General features: G+C 44.1%; 4 protein-coding genes. 2 read left to right on the top strand and 2 right to left on the bottom strand.

The window, feature by feature from the left end:
* Nucleotides 1-48: 48 nt before the first annotated feature.
* Nucleotides 49-1,263: a DNA-binding transcriptional regulator NagC gene (gene nagC, locus A142_RS21870; RefSeq protein ID WP_017629614.1), complete on the bottom strand. Its 1,215-nt coding sequence runs from the start codon at nt 1,261-1,263 to the stop codon at nt 49-51.
* Nucleotides 1,264-1,265: 2 nt separating this feature from the next.
* Entirely contained in the window at nt 1,266-2,402 is a 1,137-nt protein-coding gene (gene nagA / locus A142_RS21865) for an N-acetylglucosamine-6-phosphate deacetylase (protein ID WP_019820501.1), read from the bottom strand.
* A gap of 475 nt (nt 2,403-2,877) precedes the next feature.
* Here nagA and nagE point away from each other — a divergent pair, with 475 nt between their 5' ends.
* Nucleotides 2,878-4,425 carry an N-acetylglucosamine-specific PTS transporter subunit IIBC gene (gene nagE / locus A142_RS21860; protein ID WP_019820499.1) on the top strand — a complete coding sequence of 516 codons (1,548 nt, stop codon included), beginning with the start codon at nt 2,878-2,880 and terminating at the stop codon, nt 4,423-4,425.
* A 302-nt stretch (nt 4,426-4,727) separates the two neighbouring features.
* Complete coding sequence (gene glnS / locus A142_RS21855) at nt 4,728-6,395, top strand: glutamine--tRNA ligase (RefSeq protein ID WP_019820497.1); 1,668 nt, start codon at nt 4,728-4,730, stop codon at nt 6,393-6,395.
* Nucleotides 6,396-6,441: the final 46 nt, after the last annotated feature.

The raw sequence follows: 6,441 nt of genomic DNA, 5'->3' as shown, positions 1-6,441 counted from the left end.
GCCGTGTTTATACAAACACGGCCCGCGGAAAATCAGAATTGTTTTTCTCTAGTCTTCGAGAAGCTTCTGCAGTAACACGCCGTTGAGCATGGCGCGCTTAATCATGGCAAAAGCTCCCATCGTAGGATGTTTATCGATCTGTGATGCTACAATAGGCAAGCCGCTATGGAAAGTCGTTAACGACTGATTCTCTACATTGCGCTTAATTGCAGGGAAAACAATCTCTTGTGCCTTGGTAATATCACCAGCAATAATCACTTTTTGAGGGTTAAATAAGTTAATCGTCATCGCGATAGCCTTACCTAACTGGTTTCCTACTCGAACTAAGCTTTGCTTCGCCAGTTCGTCACCATTGATTGCATGGTCACACACATCTTGAATCGTAATACGGTCAAGCTCTGTTAAAGAAGACTCATAGCCTTGTTTAATCAGTTTTTGAACTCGTTCAACGATTGCTGGGTTTGCTGCTACGGTTTCAAGACAACCGAAGTTACCACATTGGCATTGCTCGCCTAGCGGATCGATTTGGATATGGCCAATCTCACCTACGTTGCGGTTGTGACCTAAGAAAACCTGACCATTTACGATAATACCTGCGCCGGTACCACGGTGAACACTCACTAAAATAGAGTCTTGGCTGTCTTTACTTGCACCGAAGTAGTGCTCAGCAAGCGCCATTCCGCGAACATCGTTGCCCACAAAACAAGCGACATGGAATGTGTCGCGAATAATGTCACTTAAAGCCAGGTTATCGATATCCGTGTTTGGCATGTACTCAACAACACCGGTCGTTGGGTTAACCAAGCCTGGAAGCGTGACACCAATAGCAATCAGCTGATCGATCTTTGGTTGGTGTTCAGCAATGAAAGCCTTCAAATTATTAACCAAGCCTTGGGTAAGGTCTGACTGGTCTGAATAATTCAGGTCTTGCTGTTGGAAAGCCAACTCACGACCGCCAAGGTCATGAAGGCTTATTTGAATGTAGTCTCGACCTAAACGCACAGCGACAGAATGAAAAGGTTCTACTTCTGTGGTTAGGGAGATAGCGCGTCTACCGCCAGTAGACGCTTGCTGCGCAACCTCTTTAATTAGGCCGCGCTCTAAAAGTTGGCGGGTAATTTTTGTAACACTTGCCGGTGCGAGTTGGCTTACATCAGCCACTTGTATACGACTGATAGGCCCTTGTTGGTCTATAAGTCGGTATACCGCCGCACTGTTTAGTTGTTTAACTAAGTCTACGTTACCTATTTGTCCGCCATTCATACTTAATTGTGCTCGTATTGTCCGTTAACAACAGTCGCTTTAACGTTAAAGTCTCGGTCAAATACAGCTAGGTTTGCAACCATGCCTTTTTTAATTCGACCTAGCTTGCTTTCTACACCGATAGCCGTAGCTGGGTATAGCGTAGCCATGCGAAGAGCTTCGTCTAAAGCGATACCAGCGTGCTCAACTGTATTCTGAACTGCTTCAATCATAGTCAGAGCTGAGCCGCCCAGTGTGCCGTTTTCATCAACACACTTACCATCACGGTAATATACTTTCTTACCGACAAAAATAAAGTATTCCATGTCAGCACCTGCAGGAGCTGTGGCATCCGTCACTAATACCAACTTTTCTCCCTTGATTTTATGCGCAATTCTGATGTTTGCGTAATCAACGTGGAAACCGTCGGCAATGATCCCAGCGTAAACCTCTGGTGTGTCGTAAATCGCGCCTACAACGCCCGGTTCACGACCGACCATAGGGGTCATTGCATTGAATAGGTGAGTAGCGAACGTGATACCAGATTCGAAACCTTGGCGTGCTTCTGCGTAAGTTGCGTTGGTGTGGCCGATAGAAACGACAACGCCAGCTTTGTGCAGGCGTTCAATGTGTTCAGGGTCGTTTAACTCTGGAGCTAATGTAACTTTTGCAACAAGGTCACTGTTGTCACAGATAAGCTCAATCATTTCGTTGTCAGACTTACGAATGTGATCGACGCTGTGGATGCCTTTTTTCGCAACGTTCAAGTACGGACCTTCTAGGTGCAGACCTAAAGATTGGTTTTGGTACTGGTTGTGGTACTCACGAGCTGCCGTAATAACGGCACGCATATCTTCGTCTGAAGAGGTGATAAGCGTTGGTAAGAAGCTAGTACAGCCAGATTTCAGATTTGCTTTGTGCATGATCTGCATGGTTTCTGCAGTGATCTCATCGTTAAGCATTACACCGCCACAACCGTTCAGTTGTAGGTCAATGAAACCTGGACTTAGGTTTGCTCCGTCTAGGTCGCGAACCTCGATTCCCTCTGGCAATTCAGAGATAGGACAGACTTTTTTGATCAGTTCGTTTTCGATTACAACAGCATGATCGGTCAGAACATCACTACCAGTGTAAATTTTACAGTTACTTAGCGCGTACATAGTCAGCTAATCCTTATTTCGTGAGATCTTTTAAATTCGTTCGTTACCTAAATGCGGACTTAGTTTGCGAGCATCATTTACGTAACGATTTATCTTTTATGGGCAAACGGCTTCAATATGGGAAGCTATTTAAGTAGTTGAAAAATATATGAATAACTGATCGTTATTATACATTTAGGTTCATTGTTAATGATTATTCATACGGCAATAGAAGCCCGCAGATACCATCTTTTTACCTAATGATTAGATTTGGATTTTATCTATAAATGTTCATTTTTTTGAATGATAAAATAAGTTTTATGATCTCGCTAGCAAAAACCTCTGGATTTGGTAAAAACTGGTGATTAGGATCACAAATGGTAAGGTTTTAATTTGCGGAGCAAAATTAATTGAATACACTGAATAGGACTAAATTGAGCGACTAAAATAAGTTTCTCAAACGAATTCTAAAAAATCCTATAGGGGGAAACAACTGGTGAATATTCTAGGGTATGCACAGAAGCTTGGTAAGGCGTTAATGCTACCAATCGCTACGCTTCCGATTGCGGCATTGCTGCTACGTCTGGGTCAACCAGACTTACTCGATATCGCATTCATGGCATCTGCTGGTAACGCAATCTTCAGCCAACTACCATTGTTGTTTGGTTTGGGTATCGCGATTGGTCTTTCTAAAGACGGTAACGGTGCAGCAGGTCTTGCTGGTGCAGTTGCTTACTTTGTTCTGACTGCAACAGCAACAAACATCGATGCTAGTGTAAATATGTCATTCTTCGGCGGTATCTTTGCAGGTATCATCGCAGGTCACTCTTACAATGCATTCCACGCGACTCGTCTTCCAGAGTGGCTAGCATTCTTCTCTGGCAAACGTCTAGTTCCTATTATGGCTGGTCTATTTGCTTTAGTTGCTGGCGCAATCTTTGGTGTTGTATGGCCTGCTGTTCAATCTGGTCTAGATGCACTTGCTCATGCAGTTTCAACGTCTGGCGCTATCGGTCAATTCGTTTACGGTACTCTTAACCGTGCACTTATCCCAGTAGGTCTACACCATGTACTGAACTCGTACTTCTGGTTCGGTATGGGCTCTTGTCAAGAGATCGTAGTTGCTGCAGAAGGCTTCTCTCAACTTTGTGTTGACCCTGCACTAGCTAAAACTTTAGTTGTTGGTCAAGAGTACACATTTGAATTTGCTAACTCAGTTAACCCAGAAATTGTTGCAACTGTTAAAGAAGTAACTGAAACAGTTAAATCTGGCGACCTACACCGTTTCTTCGGCGGCGATAAAGGCGCTGGTGTATTCATGAACGGTTTCTTCCCAGTAATGATGTTCGGTTTACCAGGTGCTGCACTTGCAATGTACCTAGCTGCTCCTGCTGAAAAACGTAGCCAAGTTGGTGGCGCACTATTCTCAGTTGCATTCTGTTCATTCCTAACAGGTATCACAGAGCCGCTAGAATTCATGTTCGTATTCCTAGCTCCTGCTCTATACGCAATGCACGCTGTATTTACAGGTCTGTCTCTAGTAGTTGCTAACATGTTTGGTACTCTGCACGGCTTCGGTTTCTCTGCTGGTCTTATCGACTTCGTATTGAACTGGGGTCTAGCAACTAAACCATTCGTACTACTACTAATCGGTCTTGGTTTCGGTGCTCTATACTTCTTCACTTTCTCTTTCGCAATCCGCGCTTTCAACTTGAAATCGCCAGGTCGTGAAGATGATGACGAAGCTGTTGCAGCTCCTGCTGGCGACGCACCAAAGGGCGACCTTGCACGTCAATACCTGAAAGCTCTAGGTGGTCACGACAACCTAACTTCAATCGACGCTTGTATCACTCGTCTACGCCTAACTCTTAAAGACCGCTCTGTCGCTGATGAAGTTGTTCTTAAGAAACTAGGTGCTAAAGGTGTGGTAAAACTAGGTGAAAACAACCTACAGGTTATCCTAGGCCCACTAGCTGAAATCGTAGCTGGCGAAATGAAAGCTATCGGTGCAGGTGAAGACCTATCTGATGTAAAACTTCCATAGTAAAGGAAGTACTTAATTAAGACGTAAAGTTACTCTTAAGTAAGTATCAAATTGAAAGCCTCCCACATGGGAGGCTTTTTTGTGCCTGCTGTTTAAGGCTACTGAACACGGTTCGTTCTATTCTTCATCGAATAGCAGAAATATTCGCAATTAACGGACGGTTCTTATTGTGCAAAGGCAAAGAATTGTGGATGATTAGCAACAATGATCTTTCAATCTTTGACCGGTGCTAAAAGCGACCGTTTTCTTGGGGACGAAAGATAACTTTCTCTGACAATACTAAATACATAGAGGTGCTATAGATGAGTGAAGCTGAGGCTCGTCCATCGAATTTCATTCGCCAAATTATTGATAAAGATTTAGCGGATGGTACACACAGTAGCGTGCATACTCGTTTCCCGCCGGAGCCAAATGGCTACCTGCACATTGGTCACGCTAAATCTATTTGCTTGAACTTTGGTATTGCTCAGGACTACCAGGGACAATGTAATCTTCGTTTCGATGATACAAACCCTGAAAAAGAAGACGTTGAATACGTTGAGTCAATTAAGAATGATGTAAGCTGGTTAGGCTTCGAATGGTCTGGTGATATTTGTTACTCATCAAACTACTTCGATACGCTTTACGCTTATGCTGTGGAATTAATTAATAAAGGCTTAGCGTATGTTGACGAGCTAAGTCCTGATCAAATCCGTGAGTACCGTGGCACGCTAAAAGAGCCAGGTAAAGCGAGCCCATACCGTGACCGCAGCCCTGAAGAGAACCTAGCGTTGTTTGAAAAAATGCGTGACGGTGGTTTTGAAGAAGGTAAAGCGTGTTTGCGTGCTAAGATCGACATGAGCTCTTCGTTCATGGTTATGCGCGATCCTGTTATCTACCGTGTTCGTTTTGCTCACCACCATCAAACAGCTGACAAGTGGTGCATTTACCCAATGTACGACTTTACTCACTGTATCTCTGATGCGCTGGAAGGTATTACGCACTCTATCTGTACGCTTGAATTCCAAGATAACCGTCGTTTGTACGATTGGGTTCTAGATAACATCACGATTGATTGCCAGCCTCGTCAGTACGAGTTTAGCCGTCTAAATCTTGAATACACAGTAATGTCTAAGCGTAAGCTGAACCAACTTGTGGTTGAAAACCTAGTTCAAGGTTGGGATGACCCACGTATGCCTACTATTTCTGGCCTACGTCGTCGTGGTTTTACTTCAAGCTCGATTCGTGAATTCTGTAAGCGTATTGGTGTGACTAAGCAAGAGAACATGATTGAGTTCGGTTCACTTGAATCTTGCATCCGTGATGATCTGAACGAAAATGCACCTCGTGCAATGGCTGTTCTGGATCCAGTTAAGATCGTTATCGAAAACTACGAAGCAGATGCAGTAGAAACGTTAACTGTTGCAAACCATCCAAACAAGCCAGAAATGGGAACTCGCGAAGTACCATTTACCCGTGAAGTTTGGATTGAACGTGACGACTTCCGTGAAGAAGCAAACAAGAAGTACAAGCGTTTGGTTCTAGGTAAAGAAGTTCGCCTGCGTGGTGCTTACGTGATCAAAGCTGAACGTATCGAAAAAGATGCAGAAGGCAACATTACGACTATCTTCTGTTCTTACGACAATGAAACATTGGGTAAGAACCCTGCAGATGGCCGCAAAGTGAAAGGCGTTATCCATTGGGTATCTGCTGATAAAGCGCTGCCTGCTGAGATTCGTTTGTACGATCGTCTATTCACAGTGCCAAACCCAGCCGCTGCTGATGATTTCGCTGCGACGCTAAACCCTGAATCACTTGTTACGCTAAATGGTTTTGTAGAACCTAGCTTAGCAGAAGGTGTGGCAGAGCAAGCGTACCAGTTTGAACGTACAGGCTACTTCTGTGTGGATTCGAAAGACTCTAAAGCAGACGCACTAGTCTTCAACCGTACGGTTGGTCTACGTGACACTTGGGGTAAAACTGAAGCTTAATGCTTGAGTGCTTAGTTTGTTAAAAGCGACCCCATAAAAAAACCGG

The organism is Vibrio splendidus 12E03 (assembly GCF_000272105.2).
Classification (GTDB): domain Bacteria; phylum Pseudomonadota; class Gammaproteobacteria; order Enterobacterales; family Vibrionaceae; genus Vibrio; species Vibrio splendidus_I.
Note: the sequence above shows the minus strand (reverse complement) of the source record. Positions and strands in the feature narration are given on the sequence as shown.

Excerpts from the sequence above, each read along its gene's own strand:
- nagC (WP_017629614.1), bottom strand. The coding sequence starts at position 1,263 with ATGAATGGCGGACAAATAGGTAACGTAGACTTAGTTAAACAACTAAAC.
- nagA (WP_019820501.1), bottom strand. The coding sequence starts at position 2,402 with ATGTACGCGCTAAGTAACTGTAAAATTTACACTGGTAGTGATGTTCTG.
- glnS (WP_019820497.1), top strand. The coding sequence starts at position 4,728 with ATGAGTGAAGCTGAGGCTCGTCCATCGAATTTCATTCGCCAAATTATT.